The 15,661-nt window shown below is 36.0% G+C and carries 13 protein-coding genes; 4 read left to right on the top strand and 9 right to left on the bottom strand.

The window, feature by feature from the left end; genetic code table 11:
• The first annotated feature begins 10 nt into the window (after window positions 1-10).
• A complete protein-coding gene (locus DVK85_RS07955) occupies window positions 11-2,704 on the top strand; it encodes an AsmA-like C-terminal region-containing protein (RefSeq protein WP_114677935.1) in 2,694 nt (897 codons plus the stop codon).
• 80 nt (window positions 2,705-2,784) lie between these two features.
• Here DVK85_RS07955 and DVK85_RS07950 read toward each other — a convergent pair whose 3' ends face one another.
• A complete protein-coding gene (locus DVK85_RS07950) occupies window positions 2,785-3,579 on the bottom strand; it encodes a DUF2797 domain-containing protein (protein WP_114677934.1) in 795 nt (264 codons plus the stop codon).
• Between the two features lie 41 nt (window positions 3,580-3,620).
• Between DVK85_RS07950 and DVK85_RS07945 the strand changes: the two genes are divergently transcribed.
• Both DVK85_RS07945 and DVK85_RS07940 read left to right on the top strand, forming a co-directional pair.
• On the top strand, window positions 3,621-5,162 hold the full coding sequence (locus tag DVK85_RS07945; protein ID WP_114677933.1) for a GH3 auxin-responsive promoter family protein: 1,542 nt from the start codon (window positions 3,621-3,623) through the stop codon (window positions 5,160-5,162).
• An 86-nt stretch (window positions 5,163-5,248) separates the two neighbouring features.
• Complete coding sequence (locus DVK85_RS07940; protein WP_114677932.1) at window positions 5,249-5,443, top strand: hypothetical protein; 195 nt, start codon at window positions 5,249-5,251, stop codon at window positions 5,441-5,443.
• Between the two features lie 62 nt (window positions 5,444-5,505).
• Here the strand turns inward: DVK85_RS07940 and clpX are convergent, their stop codons facing one another.
• From clpX to DVK85_RS07910, 6 genes are all read right to left on the bottom strand, one after another.
• Window positions 5,506-6,738, bottom strand: a complete 1,233-nt coding sequence (gene clpX, locus DVK85_RS07935; RefSeq protein ID WP_114677931.1) for an ATP-dependent Clp protease ATP-binding subunit ClpX — start codon at window positions 6,736-6,738, stop codon at window positions 5,506-5,508.
• Window positions 6,739-6,818: 80 nt separating this feature from the next.
• Window positions 6,819-7,493, bottom strand: coding sequence for an ATP-dependent Clp endopeptidase proteolytic subunit ClpP (gene clpP / locus DVK85_RS07930; RefSeq protein ID WP_114677930.1), 675 nt, complete (start codon window positions 7,491-7,493; stop codon window positions 6,819-6,821).
• A 93-nt stretch (window positions 7,494-7,586) separates the two neighbouring features.
• Window positions 7,587-8,912 (bottom strand): trigger factor, encoded by a 1,326-nt coding sequence (tig, locus tag DVK85_RS07925; protein WP_114677929.1) that lies wholly within the window; start codon window positions 8,910-8,912, stop codon window positions 7,587-7,589.
• Window positions 8,913-9,028: 116 nt separating this feature from the next.
• Complete coding sequence (locus DVK85_RS07920; RefSeq protein WP_114677928.1) at window positions 9,029-9,376, bottom strand: phage holin family protein; 348 nt, start codon at window positions 9,374-9,376, stop codon at window positions 9,029-9,031.
• Between the two features lie 89 nt (window positions 9,377-9,465).
• Window positions 9,466-11,022, bottom strand: coding sequence for an SGNH/GDSL hydrolase family protein (locus tag DVK85_RS07915; protein ID WP_114677927.1), 1,557 nt, complete (start codon window positions 11,020-11,022; stop codon window positions 9,466-9,468).
• 13 nt (window positions 11,023-11,035) lie between these two features.
• A complete protein-coding gene (locus DVK85_RS07910; RefSeq protein WP_114677926.1) occupies window positions 11,036-12,283 on the bottom strand; it encodes an OmpP1/FadL family transporter in 1,248 nt (415 codons plus the stop codon).
• A 291-nt stretch (window positions 12,284-12,574) separates the two neighbouring features.
• On the opposite strand from DVK85_RS07910, the gene DVK85_RS07900 reads away from it, so the two are divergent.
• Window positions 12,575-14,137, top strand: coding sequence for an AsmA family protein (locus tag DVK85_RS07900; RefSeq protein WP_127960572.1), 1,563 nt, complete (start codon window positions 12,575-12,577; stop codon window positions 14,135-14,137).
• A 2-nt stretch (window positions 14,138-14,139) separates the two neighbouring features.
• Here DVK85_RS07900 and DVK85_RS07895 read toward each other — a convergent pair whose 3' ends face one another.
• Complete coding sequence (locus tag DVK85_RS07895) at window positions 14,140-14,901, bottom strand: alpha/beta fold hydrolase (protein ID WP_114677924.1); 762 nt, start codon at window positions 14,899-14,901, stop codon at window positions 14,140-14,142.
• Between the two features lie 3 nt (window positions 14,902-14,904).
• Window positions 14,905-15,618, bottom strand: a complete 714-nt coding sequence (locus DVK85_RS07890; protein ID WP_114677923.1) for a pyridoxine 5'-phosphate synthase — start codon at window positions 15,616-15,618, stop codon at window positions 14,905-14,907.
• Window positions 15,619-15,661: the final 43 nt, after the last annotated feature.

Genomic DNA, 15,661 nt, shown 5'->3' with positions numbered 1-15,661 from the left:
TAACTAAACTATGGTCAAAAAAATTTTAAAATGGACTGGCATCATTTTGCTAGTACTTATCATCGCATTAATAGCGGCTCCTTTTATATTTAAAGGAAAAATAAAATCGATGGTTGCAAAAGCTATTAACGAACAAGTAGACGCTACCGTTTCCTTTGAAGATGTGAGCCTTAGCTTGTTTAGCGATTTCCCTATGGCAAGTGTAACAGTTGATAAGCTTAGTATTATCAATAAAGCTCCTTTTGAAGGTGACACGCTTGTATATATGGGGCAAATTGACCTTAGTATGTCTATAAAAGAATTATTTAAAGGTGAAGGCGAACCTATTAGTGTAAAATATATACATACAAAAGATGGTATTGTAAATATCCTTTTTAACAAAGACGGTATTGGTAATTTTGATATCGCTCTTAAAAATAACGAAACTGAAGATGATACTACCGAAACATCTGAAAGCACGCCTTTTGCACTAAACATGCAAGACTATAGTGTCGAAAACTTGCGTTTCCGCTACTTTGACGAAAGCTCTAAAATAAACATGGTTATTGATAGCCTATACCATGAGGGGCACGGTAACTTTGAACAAAGTAAACTTGACCTTGATACCAAAACCTCAGCCAAGCTGACTATGGACATGGACAAGACCAACTATATGCGCAATGTATCTTTAAAGCTGGATGCAGTATTAGGTCTTGACCTTGAAAATAGCATTTATACCTTTAAAGAAAACAAAGCACTGATTAACCAATTACCATTAGAGTTTGATGGTAGCGTAGCTATGATAGAAGAAGGGCAAAAAATTGACCTTACATTTAAAACGCCAACCTCATCGTTTAAAAACTTTTTAGGATTAATACCTGAAGCTTATTCAGGCAGCTTAGAATCAGTTAAAACTGAAGGTGATTTTACTATAGATGGAGAAGTAAACGGGCTATATAGTGAAACTACAGTACCTAAATTTAATATTGCTATAGCATCTAACAATGCTTCATTTCAATATCCTGACCTACCAAAATCAGTACAAAACATTGTTATAGACACTAAAATTGTAAACGAAACAGGCTTACTTAACGACACGTATGTAAACCTTGATAAACTTTCGTTTAGAATAGATCAGGATGTATTCGACGCTAAGGCTACAGTTCGTAACATAGTAGAAAATGCTCTTGTAAATGCAGAGCTTAAAGGAACTATTAATTTAGGTAATTTAGGCAAAGCCTACCCTATAGAAATGGATGTACCATTATCTGGTATATTAAAAGCCGATGTTGCTACTAAATTCGACATGAAAGCGGTAGAAAACAGTCAGTATGAAAAAATTGACAATCGTGGTAGCCTAAGCCTTTCAGGCTTTACTTATTCGGGTGATGGTTTACCAAAACCAATAGAAATAACCCAAGCTAGTATGCAGTTTAACCCAAGTCGGGTAACCCTAAGCGCATTTAATGCTAAAACAGGTCAATCGGATATTGCTATTACAGGTACACTAAATAATTTTTATGGATTTATGTTTAAAGACCAAACCTTACAAGGTAACTTCAATATGAATTCTAACCAGTTATTAGTTGCTGACTTTATGGCTCCTGAGCCTGTTGCTACTGCAAAAACAGAGGGAAGTAAAGAAGAATCTAAAGAAGGCGAAGCAGCAAAACCTACAGCTACTACAACATCAGAAGCCGTTAAAATACCTGCTTTCCTAGATTGTACCATAACTGCAAAAGCAAATACTGTAGTATATGATAACCTAAACATGAAAAATGTATCGGGTAAAATGATTATAAAAGATGAAGCCGTTACACTAGAAAACCTTAAAACAAATATGTTTGAAGGACTAATAACAGCAAACGGAAATATATCTACAAAAGGTGCAGTACCTACTTTTAAAATGAATCTTGATCTAAACAAAGTAGATATACCACAAACATTTACGCAGCTAGAAATGCTAAAATCTATAGCGCCAATAGCAGGAGTAATTACAGGTAAACTAAATACTACCATTAATGTTGCAGGTAACCTAGACAGTAAAGAAATGACACCTGACTTAAACTCATTAACAGGTGGGCTTGACGGGCAATTATTTAACACTGCCGTTAAAGCAGAGAACTCTAAAGTATTAAGTACTCTTAGCCAAAATGTAAAATTCTTAGACATGAGTAAGCTAAAGCTAGATAACCTAAAAGCTAATCTTACCTTTGAGAATGGTAAAGTAAACATCAAACCTATAAACTTAAATTATCAGGATATTCCTATTCAGGTAAGCGGGCAACATGGTTTTGATCAATCTATGAACTATGATGTAGTACTAGATGTGCCAGCAAAATACTTGGGCAGCGAAGTAACTAAACTAATAGGCTCTCTTAATGATACTGATGCAAGTAAAATAAGCGTTCCTGTTAATGCCGTTATTACAGGTAACTTTACTAATCCTAAAGTAAGTACCGACTTATCTAAATCGGTTACTAACCTTACCAAGCAGCTAGTTGCACAGCAAAAAGACAAGCTTATTAACCAAGGAAAAGATAAGATAAAAGACATGTTAGGTCTTGGTAGTAATAACTCTGACAGTACTAAAGCGCCAGTTCCTACTACAACAGAAGAAGCTAAAGAACAGGCAAAAGAAAAAGTAGAAGAAACTAAAGAAAAAGCTAAGGATAAAGCAAAAGACATTATTGGCGGATTCCTTAATAAAAATAAAAAAGAATAAGTAATTCACTTATTCTTTAAAATAAAAAAATCCCTGTAGTTACACTACAGGGATTTTTTTATTATCTCTTTACTATAAAGTTACACATTGAGCTGTACTACAAACCCTTCGTAAGTACGTACATTAAATACAGTACCATCTTCAAATATAAGATATTGCCCTTTTACACCTATCAACTTACCACTATAAGCAGGAGTCTTAGTAAGATTTAGGCTTGCTATCTTTTTAGGGTAGTCTAGCACAGGGTAGTCTAATGTATAAAGCTGTTCTTTAGTCTCTTTAAAATAAGGCTTTACTTCATCAGGCAACCATTGTTCTACTTCTGCTCGTTTAGCTGCTAAGTCAGCAGGTACCACATTATTCAACAACATTTTTTTCCAATTAATCTTGTCTCCCATATGGTCTTTTAAAGCAACCTCGGTAATACCCGCTAGGTATCGGTTAGGTACTTCTACAAGGGGCATTGCTTGGCTTGCCCCTTGATCTATCCATCGGGTAGGCACCTGCGATTTTCGGGTTACCCCTACTTTTATATCGCTAGACGAGGCTAAATATACAACATGAGGCTGCAACTGTACTTTCTGTTCAAACGCAAGGTCTCTGTCTGCTATACCCAAATGAGCCGTACTTAATTCGGGCTTCATGATCCAGTCACCCGCAGCAGGAGTGCTATAAAAACAATCATAACAATACCCCATTCTAAAAATTTTCTTTTTCTTACCACAGTTCAAACACTGAAAACCTAAAAAATTTAATTCGATATCGCGCCCTAATAACTGGTTCACATTTAAAAAGCTAGAATCGAAAACCAAATAGTACTGAATAGGGCTGCCAAATTCGGTTTGCATTTTTGTGAGTACACCTTCGTATTGCATAGAAAATTTAGTATTTTTATGGGCACTAAGATACTATAAATATGCCGTTGCCCATAATCAATTCAATAGCGTCGTGGATACTAAAGAAACGCATCCACGATATGGAGTTGTTTCTCAAATACCCCAATGAGGTACAGGAGGAACTACTCATGAACCTTATACGTACGGCAGAAAACACAGCTATAGGTAAGAAACATGGTTTTGCATCAACAAAAAGTTACAACACTTTTTCTGAACGCGTACCTATATCTACTTACGAAGATTTAGAGCCACTTATAGAACAAACAAGACGTGGCGAACAAAATGTTTTTTGGTCAAGTCCCATAAAATGGTTTGCAAAATCGAGTGGTACTACCAATGCTAAAAGTAAATTTATACCCGTAAGCCCTGAATCATTAGAAGATTGCCATTATAAAGCAGCAAAAGACCTGCTTTGTCTCTACCTTAATAATAATGAGGAATCGCAACTCTTTACAGGAAAAAGTCTAAGGCTTGGGGGCAGCAAACAACTCTATGAAGACAATAACACTTTCTTTGGCGACCTTTCGGCAATACTTATAGACAATATGCCTATTTGGGCAGAGTATAGCAGTACACCAAGTAATAAAGTATCGCTAATGAGCGAATGGGAAACGAAACTATCTGCTATAGTAAACGAAACCATAAACGAAAATGTAACCAGCTTTGCAGGCGTACCCTCATGGATGATGGTGCTCATAAACAAAATACTAGAAGAAACAGGCAAGAGCAACCTGCACGAAGTATGGCCTAACGTAGAGGTTTATTTTCATGGTGGTGTAAGCTTTGAACCTTACCGTGAGCAATACAAGAAAATACTGCCAAAAAGCGGCTTTCAATACTACGAGATATATAATGCCTCCGAAGGCTTTTTTGCCATACAGGACGCTAACGATAGTAACGAGCTACTACTAATGTTAGATTATGGCATTTTTTATGAGTTTATCCCTATGGATACTTTTGGGAAGCTCAACCAAAGAGTTATTCGTCTTGCCGAGGTAGAACTAAATAAAAACTATGCCATAGTAATAACTACCAACTCTGGGTTATGGCGCTACCTTATAGGAGATACTGTACGGTTTACATCTATTAGCCCACACCGCATAAAGGTTACAGGACGTACAAAGCATCATATTAATGTATTTGGCGAAGAGTTAATGGTAGAAAATACTGATAAAGCAGTTGCTAAAGCTTGCAAACAAACAGGCGTAGAAGTTATTGATTATACTGTTGCCCCTATATTTATGGAAGGCAGAGAAAAGGGCGCACACGAGTGGTTTATAGAATTTAAAAATGCTCCTGAAAACCCAGAGCAGTTCAGGCAATTACTAGATGAAGCCCTACAAAGTGTAAATTCTGATTATGAGGCGAAGCGCTATAACAACATGACACTGAATCCGCTTGTACTGAATGTAGCACGCCCAAAATTGTTTTACGATTGGCTAAAAGCACAGGGCAAACTAGGCGGACAACATAAAATACCTCGTCTTTCTAACGAAAGACATTATATAGAGGAGCTAAAAGTTTTACAGGAAAACAGTAAAGCATCTACTGGTATGGCATAAATATTGCTTAGCTTTAACAACAAGAATATCAGTTAATTAAATTTATTCTACTACTTTTGTTTTAAAGAAAAATTAAAATAAGCCATATGAAAAAGAATTATGTATTATTAGCAGGCGCCGCACTAATGTTTTTAACAACTGCTTGCGGACCTAAACTACACCGCTACAGTTGTGGCGGAAGAAAACGATGCATTAGTCAAAATAAAAAAATTGACAAAACACAAAAAGCTGAAAAGCAAGTAGCAATTACTCAAAAACAAAACACTGCTGTCAGCAGATAATAAAAAAAAGACCTCTTCCATACGAAGAGGTCTTTTTTTTATTACTGTATAAATATAACTTATTACGAAGCTGCTTTAAGTCGCTTTAATAAGTTTTTATTAAGGTGATGCTCTACATATTCTTTATCTACATATAGCTCTTTATCATCTGAGCTTGGCAGCTCATACATAGCATCGTTTAATATTGCCTCGCAAAGTGAGCGTAACCCCCTTGCCCCAAGCTTATACTCTAATGCTTTCTCTACAATATAATCTAGCGCATCTTCAGATATGGTAAATACTACCTCATCCATAGCAAAAAGCTTTTTATATTGTTTTACTAATGCATTTTTAGGCTCAGTAAGTATAGCTCTTAATGTTGCTTTATCTAAAGGATCCATGTGTGTAAGAACAGGAAGCCTACCTATTATTTCAGGTATTAATCCAAAATCTTTTACATCTTTAGGAATAATATATTGTAATAAATTCTCTTTATCTACATTATCGGTACCTTTTGAAGCGCTATACCCCATAGCTTGGTGGTTTAGCCTTTTAGAGATAACACGATCGATACCATCAAAAGCACCACCTGCTATAAACAATATATTTTGAGTATTTACCTCTATAAACTTTTGGTCAGGGTGTTTACGTCCACCTTTTGGCGGTACATTTACTACCGTACCTTCTAGCAACTTCAGTAATGCCTGCTGCACACCCTCTCCCGAAACATCTCGAGTTATAGATGGATTATCACCTTTACGGGCTATTTTGTCTATTTCATCAATAAATACAATACCGCGTTCGGCTTTGTTTACATCATAGTCGGCAGCTTGCAATAGCCTTGTTAAAATACTCTCTACATCTTCACCCACATAACCTGCTTCGGTAAGTACCGTAGCATCAACTATAGTAAGTGGCACATTAAGCATACGAGCTATTGTTTTGGCTACAAGAGTTTTACCTGTACCTGTTTGCCCTACCATGAGTATATTACTCTTTTCTATCTCAATATCCTCATCATCTTGTTGCTGCATTAATCGCTTGTAGTGATTATATACTGCAACTGCTAGCACCTTTTTGGTTTGGTCTTGCCCTATTACATATTGGTCTAAAAACTCACGTATATCCTTTGGCTTTTTAAGCTCAAGGTCGCCATCAACAAGCGATGCTCCGTTTTGTTTTAGTTCTTCTAACACAATGCCGTGCGCCTGCTCTATACACCTGTCGCATATATGAGCATCAATACCTGCTATAAGCAAGTTGGTTTCGGGCTTTTTCCTGCCACAAAAAGAACATTCTAATACTTCTTTTGCCATATTTTAAAATTCATTATCCAATTAGCAGTGGTTTATACCAACTACCAATTGGATAACGTAAAAAGTTAATCGGTTATTTTCTACTCTCTTATAAGTACTTCATCTATCATTCCGTACTCTTTTGCTTCAGGAGCTTTCATCCAGTAATCGCGCTCGCTGTCTTTATGTACTTTCTCAAAAGTTTGTCCTGAGTGTGTCGAGATAATTTGGTATAATTCCTCTTTCAGCTTCAACATTTCGCGAAGGTTAATTTCCATATCTGTTGCTACACCTTGCGCTCCACCAGATGGCTGGTGTATCATTACTCTTGAGTGTGGTAATGCCGAACGTTTCCCCTCTGCTCCTGCACATAAAAGTACTGCCCCCATAGAAGCTGCCATACCTGTACATATTGTAGCTACATCGGGCTTTATATACTGCATAGTATCATACATACCTAAACCAGCATATACGCTACCTCCTGGTGAGTTAATGTATATCTGAATATCTTTAGACGCATCTACACTTTCTAAAAATAATAGTTGTGCTTGTACGATGTTTGCTACTTGGTCGTCTATACCTGTACCCAAAAAGATAATTCTATCCATCATTAATCGTGAAAAAACATCCATTGCTACCGCATTCATCTGACGTTCTTCTATAATATTTGGAGTAAGCCCCGTTGGTGTTACACGGTTTACCAGTTTATCGTAATATAAGTTATTTATGCCCTGATGTTTGGTGGCATATTTTTTAAATTCTTTACCGTAGTTCATACTTCAGTTTTTTAGCAATTGTTAATTAAAGAAACAAAAAGCGCCAAACCTTAAATAAGGATGACGCTCAAATATACTCAATTTTTACGAAAATTATTCACCATACATTTCTTTAACGAAATCTTGGTAAGTAACTTCTTTTGTTTTGTATTTCACGTTTTCTTTAAACAGGTTAAGCATTTTTTCGCTCATAACCTGATCTGAAAGCCTTTTAACCTCTTCTTGGTCAGAAAGCACTCGTGCTACTATATTTTCAACATCCTCATCAGTAGGGTTCATTTGCCCAAACTGTGCCATTTGCTTTTTAATAATCTCAGTAGCATAAGCTTTAAGGTCTTCAAAATTAATTTGAAGCTTGTTATCGTTTACAATTTTACCCTCAATAAGTTGATAACGTAAACCATTTTCTGATTTTGCATACTCTTCTTCTGCTTGTTCAGCAGTTAAAGGAGTTTCTCCTACAGTTTGTATCCATTTTTTAAGGAACTCAGTAGGAAGATCAAATTTAGTACTACCTAAAAGCGATTCGGTAACATCGTTAAGGAATTTTTGATCTGATTGCTGTACAAATTGTTGTTCAGCATCTTGTTTTATTTTCTCTTTAACTCCTTCTACAGATGTTACATTACCTTCTCCAAAAAGTTTATCAAATAACTCTTGGTTAAGCTCTGCTGGCTCTGTAGTATTTATTTCTTCTATAGTAAAGTTTACATCAATTTCAAGACCATGTACATCGTCATGCTCTACTTTAAGGTGCTCCATTAGTTTATGGTCGTCATCAAAAAGTCCTTTTGTAGAAACAGTAACTACATCACCTACTTTTTTACCAATAAATTTCTTTGCAACGGTTTTAGTTTTAAATGCCGCTGTATTAATAGTTACTTCATTATTAATACCTTTCTCTTCATTAGAGAAAATGCCACGCATATCATCACCTTCTGCTACTTTATCTTTAGGAACAAGTTTACCATATTGTTTCTGTATACGCTCTACTTGCTCATCAAGCATTGCATCATCAGCAACTATAGTATATTTTACAATCTTGTTTTTTGCAGCAAGATCTACAGTAAACTCAGGAACAAGACCAAGCTCAAATTCAAAAGCATAATCATCAGTATCCCAATCAAAATCTTCAGTAACCTTAGGTAACGGGTTACCTAGTATATCTAGTTTCTCTTCAGATATATATTTATTTAATGAAGATTGAAGTACTTTGTTTACTTCCTCAAGCAATACAGCTTTGCCATATTGTTTTTCTATAAGGCTCATAGGTACAGCACCTTTCCTAAAACCAGGAATATTAGCGTTTTTTCTGTAATCCTGTAAAACTTTATCTACTTGTGGCTTATAATCGTCTTTAGTTATAGCTACTGTAACAACTGCGTTTAGTGCATCTATCTGCTCTCTCGTAATGTTCATTATCTAAAATTGTTTAAATACCATAAAATTATGGCTTGCAAAATTATAATATTTTTACAAGCCATCCAAGTTTTTACATTTATTGTATTGTTACTACCGCATTAGTGCATTGCGCTTTAGGATTTTTCTCTATCAGACATCCCTGATACTAATGACTGGCAAAAAGAAAGCACAATACTAAACAGTAGCGCGCTCCAAAAACTGTTTACAGCAAAACCAGGAACTAAAGTATCGCAAAGCATTATGATAATAGCATTTATTACCAGCAAGAATAACCCAAGTGTTAGTATGGTGGCAGGCAATGTAAAAAGCACAAGTATTGGTTTTACAAAAATATTTAGCAAACCTAAAACAAGTGCTACTAATAAAGCTGCCATCCAGCCTGTAACAGCTACACCATGTAATAAATAGGATAATAACAGTACAAAAACAGTAGTAAAAAATATTTTTATAATCGTATTCATTTTTTTATATATAAAAGTGTGTTTTGTAAAATTAAAAAAAGCACCCCAAAATCAGGGTGCTTTTTTTAATTTATTATAGACTTTAACTCTTAATTAGTAGGTAAAACTGTTGCAGAAGGGAAATTACCTGCATTTATTTGTGGCAACTTGGCATTATAATAATCGTTTATAACTTTTATAATTTCGTTAGCCACTAAAGCATACCCTCTCGCATTTGGGTGTACCCCATCAAGTGAAAACAACACTGTACTAATGGTCGAAGTACTAAAATAATCGGCAGTATAAAGCTGCCCATCCTCAGTTCTTAAACCACTAACAAGCTGTGTCATTATAGCATTCATATCGGCAACAGCAAGATCATTAGCTTGTGCTATACCCCTTATAGTTTGATTAAAACTTGCCGTAGCCTCTGCAACCATAGCAGCTTCACTAGCCGTAAGTACATGCTGATCTTGTAACGGATAAGTTATACCAAAAACATTAAACGGAGCAGGAGCACCTGCAGGAGCTGAACCAATAACCGAACGCGTACTTAATAGAACCAAATCACTTGAAGTAGCTTGCCTTGCCTGTCCATATACTGAACCTACAAATTGTGCCAACTCGTTAGAAAAGCCTCCCTGAATTAATGCACCTGTTAACTGTGCAGAAAGATCTGTTAACGACTCATCTACTATAAGTAAAGGACTAGTCCCTACTGTAGATAATAGTGAAATTCTATCAGACTGCCCTAGAGCAGCCAAAATTTGTACTATAGGACCATAAAGTTGAGCATTAAGCCCTTCTATAGTAGCCTGCCCTACAGCAACATCTCCATCACCTAAAAGCGCTGGTGTAACAGGGTTATAGGGCACTGTTGTAAAAAACGGAATAGAAGTAACATCTGGTATTGTAGCAACAACACCTTTTGCACCACCAGACATAAGTGTAGTGGTTATTTGCGAATATACACCCGCAAATACTGTAGGATCGGTAATATCATTAAAGCCATAAGTCGTAGGGTCAAAATTTCCAAGCTGATTAACACCTAAACCACCCGATGTAGCAAAAGCCAAAACATCGTTACTACCTATCCAGTTTGTAAAAAACGTTGGGTTTTTAGACATAGCATCACCTAACACTGTAGCTGTAGCTGATGTAGCATGACGAACAAAATATGGATTAGCCAATCCAAACTCTAAGCCCGCAGCATTACCATAGCCAGGAGCTAAAAGGTGAAATGATTTTGCACCAGGAACCCCCATATTATTATAAGCAGTTGCTTGTGGTGTTAATGTTATGGTAGATGTGCCTGCTATAGGTTCAGGACCACCTGCAGAAGCATCAATAATTAATCTTGTGCTATAAATACCACTTATACCTCCAAGGTTATTTACATCCTCTTCATAAGAGGGTTGTGTAAATGCACCACCACCTGCTACAGCAAACTGCTGCGCCATTAGGTTCGGGAAAGAGTATGACTGCCCTACGCGCGACATACTACCATCCATATAACCTGCAGTAAGCGAATTACCTATTGCAACATAGGACGTAAAATCGGCATCGCCCGAATTATAGCTACCATTGGTTACTTCATTTTCAAATTCTGGTTCGCAACCGGCAAACATAAATGCCAGTACGGATAAGCATATAAATTTATTTTTCATCTTCATCTTTTTTTTAGAAACTGTATGTTAAACCAACGCCCGGAGAGAATACCACATTTTTATACGTACCACCAAAAGAAACATCATCTTGTGTACCCTCTGAGTAGTGATCGTATGAATTGTCAACTTCATCAAAGTGAAGGTAAAGGAACGAAAAGTCAACACCTAATTTTTTATTAATTTGGTATGTTAAACCACCTGTAAAGCCCATAGAATCGTTTCTTGGCGTTTCAGGAGCAAAATAACCATCTTGTACAGGGCTTTCATCAAAGTACCAACCTGCACGAAAAGCAAATTTCTCATTAGGTATATATTGTGTTCCCACTCTATAAGTACTTGCATCTTTATAGTTACGAGGATTTACCGATGTTGGTGTACCATTGCCAAAGCTAACATCTAGTGACTCATAAGCATGCCAGTAAGCACGGTTATAATCTACAGCAACAAGCCATTTATCAGTCAGTTCATAAGAGAATCCTACTGAAACTTCAGCAGGAAGCGGAAGATCGGCATTAAAAGTGGTGTTAGCATATGTACCTTGTGCAAAAGCAGGAAGGTCATTAAAAGTAGCATCGCCATCGCGTGCCTCCATAGTAATTTCAGAACGATAGTTAAATCCAAGCATTAACTTATCTACAGGCTTAAACATAAAACCTGCTGTCCATCCCCAAGCTGTTACACCCGATGCATCAATAGTAAGATCAGATCTTTCTCCCGCTTCGTTAGTAAGGCTTCGTGTAAGATTCCTGTTAAAGTTTACACTACCACTTACATATATAGGACCACCACCTACACTAAGCTTATCGCTTATCTTTACAGATATAGAGGGTTGTACATATATAGCTTGTAAATCTATATTGTTTACTAAGTGTGAACCATCCCAGTCTTCATCCCATTCTACTGAGCTACCATAAGGGGTATATACAGCAATACCTGCCGATAGCCAATCGTTTACTCTGTATGATGCATAGACACTAAATGGTGTTCCGAAGTTCTCGGTAGAAGATTTCCAGTTATACGTTTCGTTCTGGAATTTAGTACGAGCAAAAAGCGCATTGGCACCAACCGATACATTAAAACGGTCTTCAAGGAATGCCATACCCGAAGGGTTAAAGAACAACACTTCGGCACTGTTTACAACAGCTACCCCAGTATGCCCCATGGCCAACTGCTTTTGTCCTTGTAGGGCTACACGATATCCTCCTGCAAAAGCTGAGGAAGCTGTTAAAGCCGCAATTGTTAAAGATAATAGTTTTCTCATTGTCATAAAAATGTGTTAGTTTTTCATTTCATAATCTTATTTCAAAATTAGCATAAAATATGAATTATACAATATTTTTAGACAATTTATTATGCAATCATAATATTTATTATCTAAAACAATAAATCATAAATTACACAATTCACAAGTATTACTGTTAAAATATTGATTTAATCTAACACATTAGTCAAATCTACAAAAACAACAACCTTACATGATTTACTAATAAAAACTTAAATACTAACCAATTGAAGATATAATATGTACCTTTCTGATAGTAAAATACAAAAAATGCATTTTTTAAAGAAAACCGCTATTATAGTAGCCTCTATTACTGTACTATTATTACTTATAAACTTTGGTATAAGTTATTGGGTGACACAAAAATTACCCAAAATTCTACAATCTGAAAAAGATTTCCCATACAACATAAACTATGATGACATCGATGTACGCCTCATTTCAGGAAGTTTCACGATACACAACGCTTACCTTGCACCTAAGGACAGTTTGAGCACAAAGAACAAAGGCACTTTTGGGAAAATAAAACAGATAGAGGTCGAACAATTTAACCTATGGGCACTATTATGGCAAAACCACATTAAAGTTAAAAGCATAACTATAGACAGTCCTGAAGTAATATTATATCATAAACAAAAAAAACACGCTACTCAAGATAGCTTTATAAAACCTTTAAAAAACACCATTACTACTCAAAGAATAACGATAAAAAAAGGAAAACTACGCATACTAGACTCTTTGCAAAATGTTACTGTAACAGCAAGCAATATAAATTTTAAAATAACTAACACTACAATAGACAGCGCCTCTGTTACTAAAGAGATACCCGTAAGGTACAAGAATTACAGCTTTAGCTGCGATAGCCTACTATACAAAGTAAATAAGTTCTACACTATAACCCTTGCGCATATAGAGAATAATGAAGGTGTTTTTTCTGCATCCGATTTTAAACTTATTCCGCAACAAAACAGAACTCAGTTTAACAACAGTATACCTGTAGAGCGTGATCAGTTTACCATAACAGCTGCTAAAATTGATATCCCTGAAAATGACTGGGGTTACAACAGCGACACACTATTTGTACACATCCCTAGACTAAACATTGAAGAGGTAGACGCAAATATATACCGTGGTAAAATGGTAAAAGATGACTTAAAAACAAAAAAACTGTATAGCCAAATGCTTCGTGAGCTTGATTTTGACTTAAAAGTAGATACTCTAACTCTAAAAAAATCAACGATAGTTTATGAAGAGCAACTAAGCTATGACAAACCATCTGGAAAAGTTTCTTTTTCTAATTTTGATGCAAGCATATACAACCTTTATAGCCCTGTGGGTAAAAAAGAAATACCCGATACCACAATAGATGTACAAGCTCTGTTTATGAAACAAGCCCCTTTACAAGTGCATTGGTTTTTTAACATCACCGATGCATCAGATGCTTTTACTATACAAGGAAAACTACAAAAGCTAGATGCTACAAAACTTAATGCTGTAACAAAAGGACTAATGAATGCCAAAACATCGGGCAATATTAATAAAGTAGATTTTACATTTAACGGGAATCGAGAAAAATCAACAGGTACTTTTGCTATACATTATGACAACTTAAAAGTTGAAATACTCAAAAAAGATAGTAATGATAAAAACGAACTACTATCTATATTTGGTAACCTAATTATAAAAAACAACAGCAACAACACTATGAAAAATACTGATGTTGCTGTCGAACGGGTAAAAAACAAATCGGTTTTTAACTTTTTATGGCTCTTTATACAACAAGGGTTAAAAAACACGGCACTCCCCTCTTTATTTACAACCAATAACGACTAACATTAAGCAAGAAACGCCAATGTTGCTGCAAGAAAATCTTTCGGATTTTCGGCATGTAACCAGTGGCTTGCATTTTTTATAGTCACTATCTCGGCATTCGGAAAGTGCTTTTTAATACCATCAATATCTTTATCGCGTATGTAACTTGAGTTTTCCCCTCTCAGGAAAAGTGTATCACCATTATAAACAGCACTCTCGGGTACTGCCTCACCTATAGTGTCAGGGTTTTTGGTAAATACATCAAGGTTAAACCTAAAGGCAAGCTGCCCTTTGGTTTTCCAATACAGGCTTTTCATTAAAAACTGACGTGTACCAAAATCGGGCACATACCCTTTAAGCACCTCCTCTACATCGCTACGCGAAGGTTTTTGAGAAAAATCGACAGCTGCAAGTCCTGCTAATATCTCTTGATGATGTGGTCTGTAATATTTAGTACCAATATCGGCTATTATAAGCTTGTTGAGCTTTTCAGGGTATGCCATGGCAAAAAACATAGCCACCTTACCACCCATAGAGTGCCCCATCAAGTCTATCTTGTCTAAATTATGCCCTTCGCAGTACTCGTACACATCCTGCTTCATAGCATCATAATTAAACTCTTCCGAGTGGAAGCTTTTACCATGATTTCGCATATCTAAAGCATGCACCTCATAACCTTTCTCAGCATAATCGCCTGAAAGAGTTTTCCAATTGTCTGACATTCCTAAAAAACCATGCATTATCACAAATGGTTTTCCTGTTCCTTCTATTCTTGATTCAAGCATATTCTATTTCATTTTTTGCAAATACATATTCACTACATTCTCTAAACCTAAATATAACGATTCGGCTATCAAAGCGTGTCCTATAGAAACCTCTAATAATCCTGGAATATTTGCTGCAAAATATTTTATATTATCAAGACTTAAATCATGCCCTGCATTTATCCCTAACTCAAGCTGATTCGCTATTTTAGATGCTTCAACATACGGCTTAATACCGTCTTTATTACCTAAACCATATTGGTGTGCAAATGCTTCGGTATAAAGCTCTATCCTATCGGCACCTGTAACCTTTGCTCCTTCTACCATTTCTGGCACAGGATCTACAAATATAGAAGTACGTATACCGTTTTGTTTAAACTCCTGTATAACCTCTTGTAAAAAAACTTTATTTTTAATGGTATCCCACCCTGCATTACTTGTTATAGCATCATCTGCATCAGGTACAAGTGTTACTTGTGTTGGCTTAGTTTCAAGCACTAAATCGATAAACTTCTTTACAGGGTTTCCTTCAATATTATATTCAGTATATACTACTGGTACAAGATCGCGCGCATCTTGATAACGAATATGTCTTTCGTCTGGTCTTGGGTGAATCGTTATCCCCTGTGCACCAAACTGCTGTACATCGGCAGCTACTTTTAATAAATCGGGTACATTACCACCTCTAGAGTTACGTAACGTGGCTATTTTATTTATGTTTACACTAAGTTTTGCCATATCTTTGTTAAATGTGTTTTGCCTTACAAAAATACAAACTTAA

Origin of the sequence: Flavobacterium arcticum, assembly GCF_003344925.1 — a bacterium.
Classification (GTDB): Bacteria; Bacteroidota; Bacteroidia; order Flavobacteriales; family Flavobacteriaceae; genus Flavobacterium; species Flavobacterium arcticum.
This window is presented reverse-complemented; position numbering and strand designations above follow the sequence as displayed.

Bases quoted from the DNA above. Each gene is read 5' to 3' on its own strand.
- clpX (WP_114677931.1), bottom strand. From the start codon at position 6,738: ATGGCAAAAGAAGTATTAGAATGTTCTTTTTGTGGCAGGAAAAAGCCC.
- tig (WP_114677929.1), bottom strand. From the start codon at position 8,912: ATGAACATTACGAGAGAGCAGATAGATGCACTAAACGCAGTTGTTACA.
- DVK85_RS07950 (WP_114677934.1), bottom strand. From the start codon at position 3,579: ATGCAATACGAAGGTGTACTCACAAAAATGCAAACCGAATTTGGCAGC.
- DVK85_RS07890 (WP_114677923.1), bottom strand. From the start codon at position 15,618: ATGGCAAAACTTAGTGTAAACATAAATAAAATAGCCACGTTACGTAAC.
- DVK85_RS07900 (WP_127960572.1), top strand. From the start codon at position 12,575: ATGCATTTTTTAAAGAAAACCGCTATTATAGTAGCCTCTATTACTGTA.
- DVK85_RS07945 (WP_114677933.1), top strand. From the start codon at position 3,621: ATGCCGTTGCCCATAATCAATTCAATAGCGTCGTGGATACTAAAGAAA.
- DVK85_RS07920 (WP_114677928.1), bottom strand. From the start codon at position 9,376: ATGAATACGATTATAAAAATATTTTTTACTACTGTTTTTGTACTGTTA.
- DVK85_RS07895 (WP_114677924.1), bottom strand. From the start codon at position 14,901: ATGCTTGAATCAAGAATAGAAGGAACAGGAAAACCATTTGTGATAATG.
- clpP (WP_114677930.1), bottom strand. From the start codon at position 7,493: ATGAACTACGGTAAAGAATTTAAAAAATATGCCACCAAACATCAGGGC.
- DVK85_RS07940 (WP_114677932.1), top strand. From the start codon at position 5,249: ATGAAAAAGAATTATGTATTATTAGCAGGCGCCGCACTAATGTTTTTA.
- DVK85_RS07915 (WP_114677927.1), bottom strand. From the start codon at position 11,022: ATGAAAAATAAATTTATATGCTTATCCGTACTGGCATTTATGTTTGCC.
- DVK85_RS07955 (WP_114677935.1), top strand. From the start codon at position 11: ATGGTCAAAAAAATTTTAAAATGGACTGGCATCATTTTGCTAGTACTT.
- DVK85_RS07910 (WP_114677926.1), bottom strand. From the start codon at position 12,283: ATGAGAAAACTATTATCTTTAACAATTGCGGCTTTAACAGCTTCCTCA.